This window comes from Geothrix oryzisoli, from assembly GCF_022808865.1.
Classification (GTDB): Bacteria; Acidobacteriota; Holophagae; order Holophagales; family Holophagaceae; genus Geothrix; species Geothrix oryzisoli.
The window spans coordinates 614,626-633,478 of record NZ_JAKZLB010000002.1 but is presented as its reverse complement, the minus strand read 5'-3'; the positions used below and the strand labels follow the sequence as shown (position 1 = coordinate 633,478).

Sequence of the window (18,853 nt, the reverse complement as noted above, 5' to 3'; positions counted from 1 at the left end):
CTGTACCCAGGTGTCCATGGCGTTCACCCACTATCAGCTCCTTTCGAACTGCTCGGATGAGCAGCTCAGGACCATCTGCGAGCGCCGCCGTCTGCCCATCCCCCTCCGCTGGGAGGATGAGGCCGAAGGGCGGGTGCGCCTGCTGAAGACCATGGTCTTCCACCTGGAGGACCACAAGCGCCTGTCCGACACCCTGGCCGACCTGGACAGCAGCTCCCTGGTGGCCCTGAAGCACCTCGCGGGCGAGGGCACGCTGCCGGCCCCGCCGGTGCTCGAGGCCCTCCGCGGATTGGGGCTGGTCCTGCCGGATGGCAAGGGCTGGACCGTGGCCGACCGCGTGGCCGACGCCCTCGACGACTTCGACGATGGCGCCCTGAACTTCCAGGCCCCCGAGGGCGTGAAGCTGCGGGCCGCCGAGCCCTTCCGGTTCTCCCTCGCCCTCACCAGCGTCCTCCTGCGCTGCGCGGCGGGCCTGCGCGTCCTGAAGGGCGGCCTGCCCGCCAAGAAGGAGCTGGGCCAGCTCATGCAGCGCAATGCCATGCTGCAGGAGGAGCAGGACGCCACCCTGCTCTTCACCCTGCTGCACCGCCTGGGCCTGCTGTGGAGCCGCGAGGGCCGCGTGGAGACCCTGCTGCCGGCCGTCACGAGCCATCCCCCCCGCTGGGTGGCCGAGCGCGCCTTCGCCAGCCTGCTGGAGCACGACCTCAAGGCCTGGGGCATGCCGCCCGCGGAGGACCGCCACTTCCTCATGCAGCACCTGCTGGAGCGCCGGGGCCAGACCCTCGCCGTCCAGCCCTTCCTGGCCTTCCTCAGGACCCTGCACCCCCTCGACGAAGAGCGCACCCGGGCCGTCTTCCTGCCGTTCCTGGGGCGCATGGGCATCATCCAGGCCGACGGGGGCTACGCGCACCTGCGGCTCACCGAGCACGGCGAGGCCCTGGCCCACGAGTACCTGCTGCGCGACCTGAAGGCCACCGCCGCCCACTGGCAGCCCCTGGAGTTCGATCAGCCCATGATCCTCCAGCCCACGCTGGAATTGCTGACCCCCCTGCTGCAGAACCCCCATCGCCTGCTGCAGCTGGCCCAGCTGGCGGACGTGGAAGCCCTTGATGCCATGGGCACCTTCCGCGTGAGCCACGCCACCCTGGTGCGCGCCCTGGACGCCGGCGTCCCCCTCGAGGAGCTCGGCCAGCGCCTGGGCGCCTCCACCCAGACCCTGCCCCAGCCCCTGCTCCAGCTGCTGGAGGATCTCTCCCGCCGCGTGGGCGAGGTGGAGGTCCACCAGGGCGTCCGGCTGGTGCGCGCCCGCACGGCCCACCTGGCGGATGAGCTGAAGCTGCGGCCGGAATTGGCCCCCCTGAAACTGGCCACTCTGTCCGACACCGTGCTGGAGGTGCGGGGCGACGGCAATGCCCATGCGCTGCTCAAGCAGGCGGGCTTCATGCCCAAACCCGGGCGGTTCCTGGCCCTGAGCGTGGATTCGGACGAGAAGTTCTACCTGTGGGCCCTGGCCGCCCTGGCCTTCGTGGACGAGAAGGGCATGAACCACCACCTGGAACCCGTACAGCAGATGGTGCGCTCGGCCCTCCAGAAGCTCCATGACGAGGACCCCGCCCTCTACCAGGAAGTGCAGCGTCGCATCCCCATGCTCCACCTGGGCGGCGAGGACCAGCTGGCCGAGGAAGTGCAGCGGATCCTCGAATACGCCGCGGGCCACACCCTCATGGTGGAACTCACCTACCTGCCCCCGGCCGCCCACCGCACGCAGCTGCGGCGGGTGTCGCCCCGCACCATCCAGGAGGACCACCTGCTGGCTTTCTGCCACCTCCACCAGGAGGAGATGGCCTTCCGGCTCACCCGCATCCAGGGCGTAAAGCTCCTGAACGAGCGCGGCTGGACCCCGGCGAACCACAGCCAAGCCGGATGAGGAAAGGAAGAGCCGGCGTGGCCGGCTCTTCCCCTCCCTCTTCCCCCCGGAAGCGCGGTGCTGCGGCTACTGCTGGGGCTTGGCCTTCACCCGCTGGTAGTCATCGCCCTGGAACTTCATGGGCTTTTCCACGGGGATGACCAGGTAGGGCTCGGCCTTGCGCCCGCCCTGCTTCGAGGCCAACTGAAGCTGCTGCTGGACTTCTTCCTTCGCCTGGCGCTCCTTGGCCACCTCGGCGGCGTGGGTGGCGGCCATGCGGGTGAGTTCCTGCTCCTGGCGCTGGGCCTGGAGGGCGAGCCCGTCCGCCCGGTGCTTCTGCTGGAAGCCCCAGGCCCCCAGCCCGGTCAGGACGGCCAGCAGGGGCAGGGCCGCGGCGGCCAGCAGGCCCCAGGTGGGACGCCGGCGCTCCGTGCGGCGTCGGCGCAGGGCCTCCCGGCGCAGGTCCTCGGCCAGGGCGGTCAATTCGGCGGTGGGAACCTCGGGGGCGCGGGCGGCCACGGGCCCGAGGCCCAGAAGATCGCGGAGCTCCGCCCGCAGCTGCACATCTTCGGCGGGTTCGAAACGCCGGGCGGGATCAGACCAGGACATGCACGCCTCCAGTGGGATTGAGCTGATCTTTGAGTTGGGCCTTGGCCCGGTGGATGCGGGTCTTCACGGTGGCCTCGGGGATGCCGAGGATATCCGCGATCTCCCGGATGGAGAGGCCCTCGACCACGAAGAGCCACAGGGCCTCGCGGAAGGTGGGCGACAGCAGCCGCATGCGCTCCCGGACCTCCTGGTTCAGCACCTGGTCATCGGCACCGCCGGCCAGACCGGGTTCGGAGACCGCTTCCAGGCTGAGGTTCTGGTTCTTCATGGGACGGCGCTCCGTGAGGGAGAGGGTTCTCACCGTCCCGTACAGGAAGGCGGTGGGATGTTCCACGCGCACCTCCCGCTGCATGAGGATGACGAAGGCCTCCTGGGCAATGTCTTCCGGGAAGGTGGCCCCATAGCGGCGGGCATAACTCACCAGCCGGGGATAGAGTTCGGCGAAGGCGCCGTGGAAGGCCTCCTGGCTGCCGAACGGGGTTTCCTGTGAGGACTGCTCCATGCATGGACTCCGACGCTCTAGGATGCCCCATCCGGAGGGGAAGTTCCGAGCTAGGCTGGAAGCTATGGATTCGCCCCTGCAAGCCTGGCGCGACACCCTCGAGGAGCTGGGGGTGATGGGCCTCGTCCGGGAACCGGTGGCCACTGCCCCGGAGGCGGACCTGCCGCCGGCCGCCGCCCGTCCGCCGGCCCGCCCGGCCGTGGCGGCCCGCCCTGCGCCGAGAGCGGCCCCCGCCCCCGCCCCGACCTATGTCCCACCGGCGGATCCCCGCGGCTGCCCGCCGCCGGGGGTCGTGGCCGCCGCGGCCACCCTGGCGGACCTGGAGCAGGCCATCCAGGGCTGCCTGGCCTGTCCCCTGGGCCCCGGCCGCCTGAAATTCGTCTTCGGCGAGGGCGATCCCCGGGCCCGGCTGATGTTCGTGGGCGAGGGCCCGGGCCGGGACGAGGACCTGCAGGGCCGCCCCTTCGTGGGCAAGGCCGGCGAGCTGCTGGACAAGATGATCGGCGCCATCGGGTTGAAGCGCGAGGAGACCTACATCGCGAACGTGGTCAAGTGCCGCCCCCCCGACAACCGCACGCCCAGCCCCGAGGAGGCCCGAGCCTGCCTCGGCTACCTCCATCGCCAGATCGAGCTGATCCAGCCCGCCGTGATCGTCACCCTCGGCGCCACCCCCCTGCGCGAGCTGGTGGGCCTCAGCGAAGGCATCACGAAGGCGCGGGGCCAGTGGAAGCGCGTGCGGGTCGGCGGCCGCGAGATCCCCGTCATGCCCACCTTCCATCCCGCCTACGTGCTGCGCCAGTACACCCAGGACGTGCGCCGCTCCGTGTGGGAGGACTTGAAAGCGGCGAAGGAGTGGATCGACCGCCCCGCGGAAAGCTGACAGCCGACAGCTGAGAGCCCGTGGTCACCTGTGTCATGCTAGGCCCAGCTTTCGAGGTCGGCCCATGCGTCTTGTGAACGTGTTTTTCTTCGTGCTCCTGGCCTTCGTGCTCTTCGTGCTGGGCAACCTGTACCTCACCAACCACGACCTGCTGGTGCGCGAAGTCGTCATCTTCGGCGAAGACATCAAGATCCAGAGCGTCATCCTCCTGGCCTTCCTGCTGGGCTTCCTGCTGAACGTGCTCTACACCGGCATCATGGAGCTGGTGCGGCTGGTGCGCGGCCTGAATGCCTCCGCCGACACCCGGCTGGTGAAGCGGATCTCCGAGCGCATGCAGGACGCCCGCGACCTCGTGGCCCACGGCCTGCCGCGGGAGGCCAAGGAGATCCTGGAAAGCATCCTTGATCAGCGCAAGGAGCACGTACCCGCCCGCCTGCTCATGGGCGAGATCCTCCTGAAGACCGGCAGCCCGGACGAGGCCGTGAAGCTCTTCCAGGCCCTCTGCGATGACGAGCCGGATCTGGTCGAGGCCGCCTATCAGCTGGCCGAGGCGCACATGGCCACCCGCCATCCCGAAGCCTCCGTCGCGGTGCTCGCCAAGCTCGCCTCCAGCCATCCCAAGAAGGCCCTGCGCGCCTGGCGCCGCCTGCGGGCCATCCACATGGACGCCCAGCGCTGGGACGAGGCCCTGGAGGCCCACAAGAAGCTGCAGACCCACTTCGCCGGCGAGCTCACCCAGGGCGAGAAGGCCCAGGGCGCGGCCCTGGCCTACCAGGTGGGCATCACCAAGGTGGAGGCCGACCAGTTCAAGGATGCGGCCCAGATCTTCCAGCAGGTCATCAAGGACGAGCCGGATTTCGTGCCCGCCTACCTCAGCCTGGGCCGCTGCATGATCCTCCAGGACCAGGAGGCCCAGGGCCAGGAGATCTGGCTGGAGGGCTTCCGCAAGACCGGCGAGGGCACCTTCCTCCAGGAGATCGAGGACTACTTCATCCAGCTGGGCCGGCCCGAGGACGGGCTCGCCCTCATGCGCCGGGTCGCCGCCACCTCCAAGCACGCCACCACCGCCAAGTTCTTCCTGGGCAAGATGCTCTACCGCCTGGAGATCCTGGACGAGGCCCTGGACCTGTTCCAGGAAGTCCGCAGCCAGGTCGTCTACAGCCCCATCCTCTTCTTCTTCATGGCCAAGATCCACAGCCGCCGCGGCCGCCTGGACGCGGCCCTCAACGAGTATCGCCAGCTGCTCCGCAACCTGGGCGTCCTCAAGCTCCGCTTCGAGTGCGCCGTCTGCGGCCACAAGACCCAGGACTACGTGGACCGCTGCGACAGCTGCGGCAGCTGGAACAGCAACCACTTCCTCTTCAAGGAAAGCGACCTGCCGGATGGGCCCCTCCGGGGAGTCGAGAGCGGCAGTTGGATGGCGATGCTGTAAGGAGCTATCAGCTATCGGCTATCAGCAAAAGAAACGGGGCGCCTTTCGGCGCCCCGTTCACTGAAAGCTGAGACATGACAGCAGATAGCCAATCAGGCAATTGCCTGTCGAATATCGAACAGGAGGCGCTTGAGCTCCAGCTCGGTGAGGTTGAGGGGCACCTGCTGCTTCACTTCCTCTTTGCGGTAGAAGGCGATGCGCTTCACCACGACCTTGTTCTTGCCAAGGCTGATCTCGTTGAACTGGATCTGGGTGTCGTCCTTGTAGGGCGGCAGGCTACGCAGCTGGATGTACATCCCCCGGCGGTCGTGGTCCACGATCTCCAGGCGCTCCTTCAGGTAGTTCACATTTTCGGACAGCATCTCAGCCTTGGTCTTCAGCTTGGCGAAGCTGAGCCGCTTGGCCCCGTGGCACTCCAGGACCATCTCCCCCAGCTGCACCCCGTCGTCGCCGCGCCGGAGGAAGCCCTCCAGGGTGCCGTCCAGCTCCAGGTCCGCCTGATGGAAGGGCTCGAACCCATGGAACTCGCCGGGCAGAACGGAATCGTCATAGCGTTTGGCTTTGCGGGACAGCTTCATGGCGCACCTCGGGAGGATCGGACCTCCCACTAGGGCCAGAGCCGTGCCAGGGCCGCCATGTCACGGCAGGTTTAGCACATCGCCTGAATTGTCAGGACTTCCTCTCACCTTCTGCCGAGCCGGACCTGCCCAGATGAAGGCCGTCCTCCTCAAATGCGTCCACATGTGAACACATTCAAAAGGCTTATGATCGGTTTTCGACGGCCTCCACCTTCGGCCACCGCCTCCGGTAGATCATCCGGTCCAGGGCGCGGCTGTAGGGGCTCCAGGAGCCGCTGTCCGACTCGTCGCTGGTGGCGCGGAGCATCACTTCCAGCTTGCCGTCCAGGTCGTCCAGGTAGTGGACGAGCAGGGCCTCGGGGGTCTTGGGCAGCACCGGCGAGCCGAATTCCAGACGGCCGTGGTGGCTCAGGACGATGTGCAGGATCTGCAGGCGCAGGTCTTCCGGGAAACCGGGGATCTTGCCCACTGCCCGGCTAACCCAGTCGGCTTCCAGGGCGATGTGGCCCAGCAGGTTGCCCGCGTCCGTGTACCCGAAGCTGCGCTGGTAGCTCAGCTCCGCCGTCTTGCCCACGTCGTGCAGAAAGACCCCGGCCAGCACCAGGTCGCGGTTCAGGTCCCGGTAGTGCCCGCAGGCGCGCTCCGCCATGCCCGCCACCGACAGGGTGTGCTCCAGCAGCCCCCCCAGGTAGACGTGGTGCATGGACTTGGCGGCCGGAGCCTGGGCGAAGGCGGCGCGCAGGTCCGTGTCCGCCACGAACAGCGCCTCCAGCAGGCGGCGGATCCAGGGATCCTGCACGGACCCGATGAACCCATCCAGCTCCGCGAGCATGTCGGGCACCGGCCGGAGGCTGACGGGGAAGAACCGGGAGAGATCCCCCACTTCCGCATCCGCCGCGAAGCGCACCTTGTCCAGCTTCATCTGGAGCCGGCCGTTGTAGCTGGTCACGGAGCCCTTCACCCAGAGGAAGGCATCCGCGCACACGGCCTCCATGTCGCCCTCGATGGCCCGCAGGTCCCACAGGAAGGCCTTGAGGTCGCCGGAGGCATCCGAGAGCTTGAGCTCCAGGTACTCGCTGCCCTTGGCGCTGGTCTTGTAGGCGGCCTCCTGGGCGAGGAGGAAGCCCTGGAAGGCTGCGCCTTCCTTCAGACTGCGGAGGATCGGCTGGTCGGACATGGGCACTCCCTTTGTCCCATCAGGCTCGGGCAGCTGATGCGACAGTGGCGGTCAATGATTGCGCGGGACCTTGGGGGGCGGGCCAAAGGGATCCTCGTCGCCATAGCCCAGGTCCAGAGGCAGCCGCTTGTCCTCCAGCACCTCGAAGAGGGACCACTGGTCGGCCTTCTTCACGTTGCCTTCGGGCAGGTTCAGCACCCGCACCTTCAGCACCCGGTTGTACAGCGGGAACTCGAGCTCGTCCTGCACCTTCAGGTCGTGGCTGGCCTTCCGGGGCACGCCGTTCACGCGCACCATGCCCTCGTCGCAGAGCTGGTTGGCCAGCTCCCGGCGCTTGATGAGCAGGCTCTTCTTGAGGAAGGCATCGAGACGCACGGCATCAGCCTTTCACGATCTGTTCCTTGGGCACCAGGTAGCGGATGTTGGCGCGCATCCGCAGGTTCGACAGGTACTGCTCGATGGCGTTCTGGGCCTTGGGCTCCTGCAGCTTCTCGAGGATCTTGGCCTTCACCTCGGAGAAGTCCTTCACGGGAGCATCCTCGAGAGCGATGAGCTGAATCAGGTAAAGGTCCTTGTCGGTTTCGATGGGAGCGGAGACCTGCTCGGGCTTGAGCTTCACCGCCGCGTCCTCGATGCTGGCGCGGAGGAAGCCCTTGTTCATCCAGCCGAGGTCGCCGCCCGTGGCCTTGCTGGGACTGACGGAGTTCTGCTTCGCCAGGTCCTCGAAGGACTTGCCGGCCTTGAGCTCGGCCTGGATCGCCTCGAGCTTCTTCCGGGCCTCGGCCTGCTCCTCGGCCGTGGCGCCCTTCGCCAGCACCAGCTCGCGGATGCGGAAGCGGAAGGGGAGGCGGTACTCCTCCTTGTGGTCCTCGTAGTAGGCGCGCAGCTCGTTGTCCTCCACCGCCACTTTAGAGAAGACCTCGCGCTGCAGGACGAACTGCTGGGTGGCCTGCTGCTTCTGGCGCTTCATGAACTCGGGCAGGCCGATGCCGAGGCTGCTGCGCAGGGCCCGCTCCAGATCGGCATCCGTGGCGAAGTTGTTGTCCTTCTTGATGCCGTCGATGCTGGCGCGCACATAGTCGTCCGTCACGGGCGAACCGAGCTCAGCGCCCTTGTCCTCCAGAAGGTAGGCGTCCACCAGACCCTGGAGCGTCTTCTCCCGGGCATCCTTCAGCTTCTCGTCCAGCTCCTTGCCGGAGAACTGGCGGTAGAGGGCCGCGTGCTGCTGCTCCACGGCCTGGTTCAGGTCGCGCCGGGTGATGATGTGGTTGTTGACGATGACGAGGATTTCCTCGCGCACCTCTGCGGAGGCCACCAGCCCTGCGGGCGCCAGCAGCGCCAGGGCCAGGGCGGAATTCAGCGCCTTCAACGGGCACCTCCCTTGGGGGCTTCCTCGGCCTTGGGTGCGGCCTTCGGAACTGCCGGGGCCTTCGGGGCGGGCGCATCCGTGGGTGCGGGCTTGGTCAGTTCGAAGGGGATCTCCTTGCGGAGCCCCTGCATCAGCTCATCCCAGACCGCCGCCTGGCGCTCGCGCTGGGCCCCCTGTTCTGCCACGGTCTTGGCCTCCTCGAAGGGAACCTGCCGGGCGGCCTTGCGGCCCTCGACCTTGATGAGGTGGTACCCGAACTGGGTCTTCACCGGTGCCCCCACCTTGCCGATGGGCTGGGTGCGGGCGGCGGTGCCGAACTCGGGCACCCAGTTGGAGGGGTCCTGGTCTTCGTAGAGGCCGCCATTCTCTTTGCTGCCCGGATCATCGCTGTACTTCTTCGCCAGGGCCTCGAACTTGGCGCCCTTCTTCAGCTCAGCCTGGATCTTCGCGACCTTGGCCTTGGCCTCGGCCTCCGTCAGCCCCTCGGCCTGGCCCTCGCGCTTCACGGACACCAGGATGTGGCGAACGCTGGCGAGTTCGGGCTGCTTGAAGCGGTCCTTGTTCTTCTCATAGAAGGCCTGCACATCGGCCTCGGAGACCACGAGCTTCTTCTGGAGGGCCTCGCCCTCCTTGGCCAGGAACTCGCGGGCCAGGAGGTCATCCTTGGTGCGATCCAGGGCCCGCTGGAAGGCGGGCGTCTTGTCCAGGTCCAGGCGCTTGGCCTTCACGGCCAGGAGCTTGCTCTCGGCCATGCGCTTGACGAATTCCTCTTTGCCGCCCTGGACCATGAGGATCTGCATCTGCTCCTGCTGGCCCAGGAGGCGGAAGGCGGCCTGGAAGTCGGCCTCGGTGATGGGCTCGCCGCCCACCTTGGCCAGCACCACCTCTTCAGGCTTGGGCGCCGGAGCCTGGGCCGGGGCGGGCGCCGCAGGCTGGGCCTGGGCTGGCGCCGGAGCGGGGGCGGGGGCCTTGGCGGGCTCCTGCGCGACGACGCCGAGGGCGATCAGGGAGATCAGGGAAGCACGGAGCATGGGATTCCTTGGGTGCCGGGAAGGCGCTAGCGGCGTCGTCCGCCGAGAAGGTTCATCAGGGAGATCAGGATGTTGTAGAGGCTCACGAACAGGGCCAGGGCGAAGCCGGCGGGATCGCCGAAGTCGTTCGTGCGGAGCATGGCGGAGGTGTCCCAGAGCAGCTTGGCCGAGCAGGCGATGACCGCCACGCCGGAGATGATCAGGCTGAAGGTCTCCAGGTGGAAGATCGCCGCCGCCAGGCTGCCGAAGAACATCACGGCGATGCCGACGATGACGAAGTTCCGAAGGAAGCTGAAGTCCTTCTTGGAGACGAAGGCCGTGACCGTCAGGGTCAGGAACACCACGCCCGTGAGGCCGAAGGCCGTGAAGACCGGGACGAAGCCCGCCCCCTGGGCCAGCGCCAGGGCCACGATGCCGGCGATGACGCCCGAGATGAATGTGAACAGCACATAGGCCACCCGGTTGAGGGGCTTCCGGCGACTGACCCGGGAGGCGAACATCAGGCTCCCGAACTGGATGCCGAAGAGCACCCAGAACCAGAACCGGCCGGCCACCGCCACCAGGGCGCTGCCGACCAGGGGTGCGGTGAGGGCGCCCAGGGCCGCCACGGCGAACCCGCCCATGAGCCACAAGTAGACGCTTCGGACAAAATCGACGCGGGATTGCGCTCCAGTGGAAGCTCCCTGCCACGACTGCTGATAATCCATGCCACGCTCCAAGGGGGATCCGCAGCGGATCCCCCTCAGATCCTAACATTCCCCCCACCCTTACCCTGCCTCCAAGGACCCCGAGGTTCCATGACCCCCTCCTCCTGGCGACAACGCCTTCAGCGCCAAGCGGAAGGCCGCGTGACCCTGGGTCGGGACCGGGCCATCCACCCCCCCGCCGGCGTGGACTTCTGCTCCAACGACTACCTGGGCCTGCGGCGGGATCCCCGCCTGGCCGAGGCCGCCACGGCCGCCGCCCGCGAGCATGGGGCCGGCGCGGGCGGCGCGCGGCTCCTGCGGGGCACCACGCCCCTCCATGAGGAGCTGGAGGCCGCCCTCGCGGCCTGGAAGGGCACCGAGGCCTGCCTCCTCTTCAACACCGGCTTCCAGGCCAATGCCACCCTGCTCCCCGCCCTGGTCGGTGCCGGCGACGCCGTCTTCTCCGACGCCCTCAACCACGCCTCCCTGGTGGACGGCTGCCGCCTGGCCCGGGCCGGGGGCGCCCACCTGGGCATCTACCGGCACCTGGACCTGGCGGACCTGGCGGCCCAACTCGCCGCCTGGCAGGCCAGGGCCCCCGCGGAGGCCCTGGCCCTGGTGGCCACGGATGCCGTGTTCAGCATGGACGGCGATGCGGCGGACCTCCCGGACCTCCTGGAGCTCTGCGACCGCCACGAGGCGCTGCTGCTCATCGATGAGGCCCACGCCACGGGCCTGCTGGGTGCCGACGGCGCCGGCCTGGCCCAGCTCCAGGGCGTCCATGGCCGGGTACCGCTGGTCATGGGCACCCTCGGCAAGGCCCTGGGCGCCTTCGGCGCCTTCGTCGGCTGCGACGCCCTGATGCGGGACCACCTGGTCAACACGGCCCGGGGCTTCATCTTCTCCACGGCCCTGCCGCCGCCGGTGGTGGGGGCGGCCCTGGCGGGCGCACGGATCGCGCAAGCCGAACCCTGGCGGCGGGAACGGGCCCTGGCCTTCGCCCGCGGGCTGCGGAACGCCCTGGGCCAGCCCGACCTGCCCTCGGCCATCATCCCGGTGCCGGTGGGACCGGACGCCGCCGCCGTGCGCCTGGCCTCCCGCCTGCAGGGCCTGGGGTTCGACGTGCGCGCCGTGCGCCCCCCGACCGTGCCCGAGGGCTCCGCGCGCCTGCGGATCACCACCGGCGCCCACCTGGAGGAGGCCCAGGTGGAGGCCCTGATCAAAGCCCTGCGGGAGCTGCAGCCGGCCTGATTCAGCCGCCCAGCGCCCTGCGCAGGGCCTGCATCAGGTCGGAGCTGTGGAAGGGCTTCTGCACGAAGCCTGCCAGGCCCTTGCCGAGGAAATCCTGGATGGCATCCTGCTCGTTGTACCCGCTGGTGAGCACCACGCGGCAGGCCGGATCGATGCGGCGCAGCTCGCGGAAGGTCTCGACCCCGTCCATGTGCGGCATGGTGAGGTCCATGAGCACGACCTTGATGATGTCGCGCCCCGCCTTGAACTGCTCCAGGGCCTCCAGGCCGTCCTGGGCGAGGATCACGTCGAAGCCCATGGCGCGCAGGAGCGCCTCGGCCACCGCCCGCACGCTGTCCTCGTCATCCACCACGAGGACGGTGCCCGAGCCCCTCCAGCCCGCGGGCGCATCCTCCTCCATCCGGGCCGGCGCCTCCGCCAGGCCCGCCGGGAAGATGAGCTTGAAGGTGGTGCCCTTCCCGGGCTCGCTGTACACCCGGATGCCGCCCTGGTGCCCCCGGACGATGCCCTGCATTGCCGAGAGCCCCAGGCCCCGGCCCGTGAACTTGGTGGTGAAGAAGGGTTCGAAGATGCGGGCCTGGACCTCGGGGCTCATGCCCTGGCCCGTGTCGGACACTTCCAGGAACAGGAAGGTCCCAGGCTGGATGGGCTGCCCGGGGAAGTCCCGGCTCAGGGTCTCTTCCGTGTGGACCTGCACTCCCGTGCGGATCGAGACGATGCCCTCCCGGTCGCCGATGGCCTCGGAGGCGTTGGTGACGAGGTTCATGACCACCTGCTGGAGCTGGGAGGCCTCGGCCATGAGGACGGGGAGCCCGGGCTGCAGGTGGAACCGCAGCGCCACCTTCTTGGAGATGGACACGCTCAGCAGGTGCGACATCTCCTCCACGGCCTGGTTGAGGTCCAGGGGGGCGACCACGAACCGGCCCTTCCCGGAATAGGCGAGCAGCTGGCGGGTGAGGCCGGTGGCGCGCTGGACGGACTTCTCCAGGTTCTCCAGGTAGGGCTGCGCGGGCGACAGGGGGGCCGTGCACATCTGCACCAGGTTGATGTTCCCGAGGATGGCCGTGAGCAGGTTGTTGAAGTCGTGGGCGATGCCCCCGGCGAGCACCCCGAGGCTCTCCAGTTTCTGGCTCTGGAGCTGGGCCTGCTCGGTCCGGCGCCGCTCGGTGATGTCCGTGATGATGCCCAGCACGCTCACGACGCGCCGCTCCTCATCCAGGACGGGATTGCCGGTCACGATGGTCCAGACCTCCGAGCCATCCTTCTTCCGGAACCGGAAGTCGTGCTGGGCCGCGATGCCATTCCGGCGCTGCGCCAGGTTGCGGTCCGAGGTCGCCGAATCCTCCTCGAACATGAAGTCGGACAGGGGCCGGGCCAGCATCTCCTCGGGGGCATATCCCAGCATCTCGGCCATGCGCCGGTTGACGAACGTGGTGATCCCCTGGGGGTCCACCACCCACATGCCTTCGCCCATCACCTCCACCAGGTGGCGGAACCGCGCCTCGCTCTCCCGCAGGGCCAGGGCATCCCGGCGGTGGCTCTCCGTCTCCTGCGCCAACTCGCGGGTCCGGGCCTCCACCTGGATGCGGATCTGGGCCTGGCCGGCCAGCAGGGCCTGCACGTAGGCCGCGAGCACCAGGCTGAACGCGAGTCCCCCGGCCAGGACGCTCCAGGCCCGCCAGCCCGCCTCCCGCACGAAATAGCCTGGCGTCGGGGTCACGATCACCTCCCAGCGCCGACCGCCCAGATCAAACCCGAGGACATGCCGCAACCGGGAGGGGCCGCGCTCGCCCAGCGGCGCGAGCGGCGAAGGTTCCAGGTGCAACAGGGCCTCGCCTTCCCGGGCGCTGCCATCCTGGAGGCGCAGGTCCACCCCCCGCGGTTCCAGGATGGCGAGGGATTTCTGGACGAGGTCCCCGGCGCGGAGGACGCCCTGGACCACGCCCACGGCCTTGCCGTGCTTGTCCCGCACGGCGGCCATGACCAGGAGGCCGGATTGGGTCCCCACCTCCTGGAGCAGATGGATCCGGCCGCTGGCAGCGACCTCGCCGGTCCGCAGGGCCCGGGCCAGCGTCTCCTGGCGGGTGGGCACCCGGTCCGCGGAATAGCCCAGGGTCACTTCGTTGCCCCGGTAGGGCACCACATACTGGATGGCGTGGAACCGGGCCTCGAGGGGAATGGGCTGCGTCCCGCCAGCCTCGCCCCGCCTGAAGAAGCGGAATTCCGGCCGGAAGCGCCGGCCCTCCGCCTCCAGCACGCTCCGATTCTCCGGGCCCACTTCAGGCAGCCACTGGAAGGCCTGGATGTAGGGGTGCATCGCCAGCGTGGGCGTGGTGAACGCGTCGAAGTCCGATCGGGTCACGTCGTCGCTGGATTCGAAGTAGCTCCGGAGGACGAGGACATCCTCGAAGCCGTGCCGGAGGCCCTGGGCCACGCTCTCCGCACGGTCGCGGGCCGCCTCGCGGAACTGCGCCTCCACCTGGCGGAAGTAGGCGTCCCGGGCCAGGAAGAATCCCACCAGGGACACGATGAGCCCGACCACCAGCACAGCCGCAGCGCGAAATCGGCCCGGAGCGGCGGGGCTGGGCGTAGGGTCGGCCACGGATACCTCGGTCGGGGGCTGGGTGTGGAAATTATCCTGGCATGGACCAATCTCTTCGGGGGATTCTGCGCCTTTTTTTGTCGGCAACCTGGCCTCCGGCAGGACCTGTGGGAGAATTCCAAGAGACCGGAAGGTCTTCAGGAGGTGGCATTTGAACCGGAACATCATGTTCGCCCTGGCTGGAGGCCTCGTCGTCGGATTCCTGGCGGGCTACTTCGTCGGCACCGGCAGCGCCAAGGAAACCGCGGGTCCCACCACCGCCGCCCCCACGGCTGGCGTGGTCCTGCCTGCCCCCTCGCTGGGTGGCGGCATGGCGCCGGGGATCGCCGCGCCTGGCCAGATCCCGCCGGGCATGGGCCTTCCGAACGCCGAGATGCAGGCCCGCATCATGAAGCTGGAGGGCATCGTGAAGGCCGAGCCCAAGAACCGCGACGCCTGGGTGGGCCTCGGCAACGACTACTTCGACAGCCACCAGCCCCAGAAGGCCGTGGACGCCTATGCCAAGGCCCTGGCCCTGAAGCCCGATGATCCGGACATCCTCACCGACCAGGGCGTTATGTACCGCCAGCTCAACCAGTTCGACAAGGCCATCGCGAACTTCCAGAAGGCCGGCAAGATCAACCCCGCCCATGTGCCCAGCCTCTTCAACCTCGGCATCGTGTACGCCGGCGACCTCAACAAGCCGGACGAGGCCGCCAAGGCCTGGAACAAGGTGCTGGTCCTCGCCCCGAACAGCGAGCAGGCCACCCAGGCCCGCCAGCTGCTCGCCCAACTCAACAAGGGCGGCGCCCCCCGCTGATCCGCCCCCCGAATCCATGCTGAACCTCGACGCCCTCCCCAGCCCGCTCTGGGTCCTCGGAACCGGAACGGGCGTGGGGAAGACCTTCGTGGCTTCGCGCATCGCCCGGGCCTGGGCGGCCTCGGGTCCCGTGAGCTACCGCAAGCCCTTCCAGACGGGGGTGGACCGGCCGGACCATCCCGAAGCTGACGCCAGCGCGGTGGCGGGCCCGGCCATCACCGCCGAAAGCCATGTCCTCCTGCGGGCGCCGCTGTCACCCCTGGCCGCCGCCCTGCGGGAAGGCCGCACGCTGGACCTGGAAGCCACCGCTGCCTGGTGCCGCCGCCCCGCCGGGGGACGGGTCCTGCTTGAAGGCGTGGGCGGCGTCATGGTGCCCCTGGCGCCGAGCATCCACTTCCTGGCCTGGGCCACGGACCTCCAGATCCCCTGCGTGCTGGTGGCCCTGGGCGGCCTGGGCACCCTCAACCACACCCTGCTCAGCGCCGAGGCCCTCATGCTCCGCGGGTGGCGGATCGAGGCCGTCCTGCTCAATCCCGGGGCCGACGGCACCGTGCTCGAAACGGCAGAAGAGAATGCGACCGTCCTGCAAGGATTTCTTCCCATTCCGGTCCATGTCCTGAACTAACTTTCGGCGGGGATCCGTCCGATCCAGGCGCTATCCTCTGCTCGGCCAAGCCGCCAGAGCCCGCTGCCATCGTCGTGTCCGGGCGGAATGACCATCCAGCCCGGCCGTTGTCCCAACGCACCACCCTGCAGAAGTCGGGTCCCATGCCAGCTCCCGCGTTGTTCCGCCGCCAGCTGCTGCCCGCGTTCCTCCTCGGGCTGGCCGGGCTGCTGGTCAACCTGCTGCGCTACGAGATCTTCTTCAACGTGGACTTGATCTTCGGGTCGGTCTTCGTGATGCTCGCGATCCTCCACCTCGGCGAGCGGCCCGGTGTGGTGGCGGCCCTGATCGCGGGCAGCGCCACCTGGATCCTCTGGAACCACCCCTGGGCCATGGTGATCCTCGCGGGCGAGGCCCTCTTCGTGGGCTGGCTCGTGTGGCGCCGGTCGTGGGACCTCCTCCTGGCGGACCTCCTCTTCTGGAGTGCCCTGGGGATCCCCCTGATCTGGGTGTTCTACCACCTTGTGCTGCGGACCCCGGTGCAGACGACGGCCCTGGTCTTCCTGAAGCAGGCCATCAACGGCGTCATCAACGCCCTGCTGGCCTGCATCCTCCACCTGATATGGCGGGCGCGGGTCCGTGGGGACGGGGCGGCCCGCCCGGCCTTCCGCTCCGTGGTCTTCGTCACGATGGTGTCGCTGGTGACCTTCCCGGCCCTTCTCTTCCTGACGGTCTTCGTCCACCAGGAAGTCCGCCGGGGCGAGCGGGAGATGGTTCGCCAAACCACTGGACTCGGCCTGGTGGCCAGTCAGGTGCTCCAGACCTGGATCGAGGATCGCCACCAGAGCATCGCCACCCTGGCGAGCCTGGCCTCCCAGCCCAATCAGCGGCGGGAGGACCTGCAGCACACGGTGGAGGCCATCCGGACGGCCATGCCGGCCTTCAAGCGGGCGGGCGTGCTGGATGTCCATGCGGACGTCATCGTCTTCAGCCCCTTGGTCGATAACCTGGGGCATTCCACCCTCGGACGGAACTTCTCCGATCGGCCCTACATCCCGATCCTGCGAGAATCCCTCAGCCCCTGGGTGGCCGACGTGGTCATGGGCCGCATCGGCCGGCCGGAGCCGGTCATCTCCCTCGTGGTCCCCGTGGTCCGCGACGGACGGTACGACGGCTACTGCATCGGCATCGTGGATGCCGGGCTGATCCAGGAGGTCCTCGCCATCGTCGCCAGTTCCACCGACGCCCGGCTGACCCTCCTCGACCGCTCCGGGCACGTGGTCGCCAGCACCCGGAAGGACCTGGCCATGATGTCAGCCTTCGCATCGCCGCCCGGCGAGCGCCGCCCGCTGGGCGAGGGGATCTGGCACGCCATCCCTCCGGCCAGGCCGGGGCGCAGCGCCCTGCAGCGGTGGAGCGAGTCCTTCATCGTCCAGGAAGACCTCCTGAGCCCGCAGCTCCCCTGGAAACTGGTGGTGGAATCCCCCCAGGCCCCGCTGATCGCGGACCTGACCCGGATCACCATCCAGGGCCTCGGCACCCTCCTGTTCCTCATCCTGCTGACCATCGCCCTGGCCCACGCGTTCAGCCGAAGGATCACCGGGGCCATCGCCCACCTGGAGGAGGCCACCCGCACCTTCCCCGAGCTCCTTGGCGGGGACTCGGCTGCCGATCTGGCCCTGACCCCCAGCCGCATCGCGGAAATCCAGCACCTCAACGACCGCTTCCAGCAGATGACCCATGCGCTCCGTGGCTCCTTCCACGAGCTGAACGACCTGAAGGACACGCTGGAGCTGCGCGTCGCCACCCGGACCCAGGAACTCCAGACCGCCCTGGACACCATCAAGACGCTGCACGGGATCCTCCCCATCTGCGCCTCGTGCAAGAAGATCCGGGATGACCAGGGCTCCTGGAACCAGCTCGAGACCTACATCTCCCAGCACACGGACGCCGACTTCACGCACGGCATCTGCCCCGACTGCGCGAAGAGGCTCTATCCGGACCTCCACCACCGGGAACCCAACGGGTGAACCGGGCTCATCTAGACTGTGGGCATGCCGACGCCCCTGCCCCCCGACTGGACTGACCGCCTCGCCCTGGACCGCGCCCACGTCTGGCATCCCTTCACCCAGATGAAGGTGCACGAGGCTGATCCGCCCGTGCCCGTGATCGGCGGCGAGGGCTGCGACCTGCTGCTGGCCAATGGAGAGCGCGTGCTGGACGGCGTCTCCAGCTGGTGGACCTGCCTGCACGGCCATGGCCATCCGAAGCTGGTGAGCGCCCTGGAGCGCCAGGCCGCGAAGCTCGACCACGTGATGTTCGCGGGCTTCACCCACGAGCCCGCCCTGGAGCTGGTGGTGCGGCTGCGGCCGAAGCTGCCGCCGAACCTCACCCGCGCCTTCTTCTCCGACGACGGCAGCACGGCCGTGGAAGTGGGCCTCAAGATGGCCTTCCAGGCGCAGCTCCAGCGGGGCGAGCAAGGCCGCGACCGCTTCGGCGCCCTGCGCGGCGGCTACCACGGCGATACGCTCGGAGCCGTGGGCGTGGGTGAGCTGGAGAACTTCATGACGGGCCTCTTCAGCCCCCTGCTCCTGGCCTGCGAGCGGCTGGAGGTGCCCGAGGATCCCCGCTGCGAGCTGGCGCCGGATCTCGCAGGTTGGCCCGAGCGCCTGGAAGCGGCCCACTCCAGCCTCCGGGCCTTCTTCTCCACGCACGGCCACCGCCTCGCCGCCTTCATCGCCGAGCCCCTCATCCAGTGCGCCGGGGGCATGCGCATGTGGCCGCCGGAGCTGCTGCAGGAGCTGCGGGTCCAGTGCGACGCCCACGGCGTGTACCTGATCCTCGACGAGGTGGCCACAGGCTTCGGCCGCACGGGCACCTTCCTCGCGTGCGAACAGGCAGGCGTGGCCCCGGACCTGCTCTGCCTCTCCAAGGGCCTCACAGGCGGCACCCTGCCCCTGTCCATGACCTGGGCCACGGAGGAGCTCTACGGCCACTTCTGGGGCACGCCGGCCTCGGGTCGGGCCTTCCTCCACGGCCACAGCTACACTGCCAACCCCGCCGCCTGCGCCGTGGCCTGCGCCAGCCTGGCCCTCTTCGACGAGGAGCCCGTCCTGGCGAACGCCGCGGCCCTCCACGAAGCGATGAGGGACGCCTTCACGGCCCTGGCCGCGCATCCCACCGTGCGCCAGGCCCGTGTGCTGGGCACCATCGGCGCCTGCCGGCTGGTGGATCCCGCTACCGGCGTGGCCCACGACACCAACGACCGCTTCGGCTGGCGGCTCCACCGCCGCGCCCTGGACCACGGCCTCCTGGTGCGCCCCATGGGCGACTGCCTCTACCTGCTGCCGCCCCTCAGCACGCCCCCCGCGCGCCTCCGCGAGGCCGCGGAGACGCTGCTGGACCTGCTGTCCCGCGGGTAGACGGG

At 68.9% G+C, this 18,853-nt stretch carries 17 protein-coding genes; 8 read left to right on the top strand and 9 right to left on the bottom strand.

The genetic code is table 11. From position 1 onward, the window contains the following. Positions 1-16 precede the first annotated feature (16 nt). Positions 17-1,927 (top strand): helicase-associated domain-containing protein, encoded by a 1,911-nt coding sequence (locus MLE43_RS07600; RefSeq protein ID WP_243302990.1) that lies wholly within the window; start codon positions 17-19, stop codon positions 1,925-1,927. A gap of 66 nt (positions 1,928-1,993) precedes the next feature. On the opposite strand, the gene MLE43_RS07595 is transcribed toward MLE43_RS07600, so the two are convergent. Continuing rightward, the gene (locus tag MLE43_RS07595; RefSeq protein WP_243302989.1) at positions 1,994-2,515 is read right to left on the bottom strand and encodes a hypothetical protein; all 522 of its coding nucleotides are present in this window, start codon (positions 2,513-2,515) and stop codon (positions 1,994-1,996) included. Then, the gene (locus tag MLE43_RS07590; RefSeq protein ID WP_243302988.1) at positions 2,502-3,017 is read right to left on the bottom strand and encodes an RNA polymerase sigma factor; all 516 of its coding nucleotides are present in this window, start codon (positions 3,015-3,017) and stop codon (positions 2,502-2,504) included. The genes MLE43_RS07595 and MLE43_RS07590 overlap by 14 nt, the downstream gene beginning before the upstream one ends. Before the next feature lie 64 nt (positions 3,018-3,081). Between MLE43_RS07590 and MLE43_RS07585 the strand changes: the two genes are divergently transcribed. Further along, positions 3,082-3,897, top strand: a complete 816-nt coding sequence (locus tag MLE43_RS07585; protein ID WP_243302987.1) for a uracil-DNA glycosylase — start codon at positions 3,082-3,084, stop codon at positions 3,895-3,897. A 64-nt stretch (positions 3,898-3,961) separates the two neighbouring features. Continuing rightward, a complete protein-coding gene (locus tag MLE43_RS07580; RefSeq protein WP_243302986.1) occupies positions 3,962-5,329 on the top strand; it encodes a tetratricopeptide repeat protein in 1,368 nt (455 codons plus the stop codon). A 92-nt stretch (positions 5,330-5,421) separates the two neighbouring features. Here MLE43_RS07580 and MLE43_RS07575 read toward each other — a convergent pair whose 3' ends face one another. The 6 genes from MLE43_RS07575 to MLE43_RS07550 form a co-directional block, all read right to left on the bottom strand. Then, positions 5,422-5,907: a hypothetical protein gene (locus MLE43_RS07575; protein ID WP_243302984.1), complete on the bottom strand. Its 486-nt coding sequence runs from the start codon at positions 5,905-5,907 to the stop codon at positions 5,422-5,424. Between the two features lie 184 nt (positions 5,908-6,091). Continuing rightward, a complete protein-coding gene (locus MLE43_RS07570; RefSeq protein ID WP_243302982.1) occupies positions 6,092-7,084 on the bottom strand; it encodes a 3'-5' exoribonuclease YhaM family protein in 993 nt (330 codons plus the stop codon). A 51-nt stretch (positions 7,085-7,135) separates the two neighbouring features. Next, on the bottom strand, positions 7,136-7,459 hold the full coding sequence (locus MLE43_RS07565) for an RNA-binding S4 domain-containing protein (protein ID WP_243302980.1): 324 nt from the start codon (positions 7,457-7,459) through the stop codon (positions 7,136-7,138). Positions 7,460-7,463: 4 nt separating this feature from the next. Next, positions 7,464-8,453, bottom strand: coding sequence for a peptidylprolyl isomerase (locus MLE43_RS07560; protein ID WP_243302978.1), 990 nt, complete (start codon positions 8,451-8,453; stop codon positions 7,464-7,466). Continuing rightward, complete coding sequence (locus MLE43_RS07555; RefSeq protein ID WP_243302976.1) at positions 8,450-9,484, bottom strand: peptidylprolyl isomerase; 1,035 nt, start codon at positions 9,482-9,484, stop codon at positions 8,450-8,452. The genes MLE43_RS07560 and MLE43_RS07555 overlap by 4 nt, the downstream gene beginning before the upstream one ends. A 26-nt stretch (positions 9,485-9,510) precedes the next feature. After that, a complete protein-coding gene (locus tag MLE43_RS07550) occupies positions 9,511-10,191 on the bottom strand; it encodes a Bax inhibitor-1/YccA family protein (RefSeq protein WP_275976098.1) in 681 nt (226 codons plus the stop codon). A 90-nt stretch (positions 10,192-10,281) separates the two neighbouring features. On the opposite strand from MLE43_RS07550, the gene MLE43_RS07545 reads away from it, so the two are divergent. Continuing rightward, positions 10,282-11,421, top strand: coding sequence for an aminotransferase class I/II-fold pyridoxal phosphate-dependent enzyme (locus MLE43_RS07545; RefSeq protein ID WP_243302970.1), 1,140 nt, complete (start codon positions 10,282-10,284; stop codon positions 11,419-11,421). A 1-nt stretch (position 11,422) separates the two neighbouring features. Here the strand turns inward: MLE43_RS07545 and MLE43_RS07540 are convergent, their stop codons facing one another. Beyond that, entirely contained in the window at positions 11,423-14,023 is a 2,601-nt protein-coding gene (locus tag MLE43_RS07540; protein WP_243302969.1) for a CHASE domain-containing protein, read from the bottom strand. A 151-nt stretch (positions 14,024-14,174) separates the two neighbouring features. On the opposite strand from MLE43_RS07540, the gene MLE43_RS07535 reads away from it, so the two are divergent. The 4 genes from MLE43_RS07535 (at position 14,175) to bioA (ending at position 18,848) form a co-directional block, all read left to right on the top strand. Beyond that, on the top strand, positions 14,175-14,822 hold the full coding sequence (locus MLE43_RS07535) for a tetratricopeptide repeat protein (protein WP_243302968.1): 648 nt from the start codon (positions 14,175-14,177) through the stop codon (positions 14,820-14,822). 16 nt (positions 14,823-14,838) lie between these two features. Beyond that, positions 14,839-15,447 (top strand): dethiobiotin synthase, encoded by a 609-nt coding sequence (gene bioD, locus MLE43_RS07530; RefSeq protein ID WP_243302967.1) that lies wholly within the window; start codon positions 14,839-14,841, stop codon positions 15,445-15,447. 143 nt (positions 15,448-15,590) lie between these two features. After that, a complete protein-coding gene (locus MLE43_RS07525; RefSeq protein WP_243302966.1) occupies positions 15,591-17,456 on the top strand; it encodes a hypothetical protein in 1,866 nt (621 codons plus the stop codon). Between the two features lie 24 nt (positions 17,457-17,480). Further along, a complete protein-coding gene (bioA, locus tag MLE43_RS07520; protein WP_243302965.1) occupies positions 17,481-18,848 on the top strand; it encodes an adenosylmethionine--8-amino-7-oxononanoate transaminase in 1,368 nt (455 codons plus the stop codon). The last annotated feature ends 5 nt before the right edge of the window (positions 18,849-18,853 follow it).